Below are 901 nucleotides of genomic sequence, written 5' to 3'. Positions count from 1 at the left end.
TGCGCATACAGGTGTAGAGCGTGTAGAAGCCCCGCGCCCAACCCGCTAACCTTGCGAGCTCGCAGGCAATCCAGCGAACGGTCCTCGCGCACTGCTACTGCGCCACCCGAACATCAGATGGCAGCTCCACTCAAAAAGGGAGGGTGTTGCAACGGCAATCACCCTCCTCTGTTCAACGCATGCACTACTTAAAAATGCTGACGACGCGAGAGCTGAACTAGGGTCACTTGAGTTCTGTACAGCACCCAAGCTCCCCGTTGCGCTGCCAGGGGAAAAGGTCAGTCTTCGTTTTTTGCTTCGCTCACCGCCCATACGCTTCCTTCGATTACCGCCACACTAGTTGACCTTCCTGGACGTAGCAGCCATGCGTACCATTTAGAGGGGTCGCCACGGCGAGGTTCGTAGTCGATCCAGCGCCGTAGTACCCCCCCTGGAAACCGCTTCGGTCCTGTATTCACCCCCCCAACCATTTGGTTGTATCTATCGATTATTAACTCGCGCTGAGATTGAACGTCTTCCTCACTTTCGTCCCCCGGAATGTCCTCCAGCGCGGCTATTACCCAGTCGGGATAAGGGGGTTCACCGTATACGCGGAGCAACCCGACAGGAAAACCTGAATTATTTGTAAATTTGAATCGAAGAAGTTTTGGATCTTCAAGCTGCGTTTGGTAGGACTCGGCGGTCGTCGCTATAAACTTTCCGCCGGGGTAGAGATTGAAGTCATAAGTAGTTTGGGTCGATGTTAATGCGGATTTTGTACCCGAGGCGGGGTCGCCGAACTTTTGGTAGTGGAAATAATTGATCTTACCCTCCATTTCGTTTTGGAGTTGTACGCTGAAGGATGTTGCACTCATGATCGATGCTCCCAGGAAAGGCACTCGGCTATGTGCTCCTGGATAGC

At 53.3% G+C, this 901-nt stretch carries 1 protein-coding gene; it reads right to left on the bottom strand.

Annotated features, from left to right (window positions below):
* Positions 1-278: 278 nt before the first annotated feature.
* Positions 279-901 (bottom strand): hypothetical protein (locus tag DN388_RS24040; protein WP_255002489.1); only part of this gene is annotated, 623 nt, incomplete at its 5' end.

Origin of the sequence: Pseudomonas sp. S12(2018), from assembly GCF_024355235.1 — a bacterium.
GTDB classification, from domain to species: domain Bacteria; phylum Pseudomonadota; class Gammaproteobacteria; order Pseudomonadales; family Pseudomonadaceae; genus Aquipseudomonas; species Aquipseudomonas palmensis.
The sequence above is the reverse complement of the archived record's forward strand: the minus strand, read 5'-3'. Positions and strand labels throughout refer to the sequence as shown.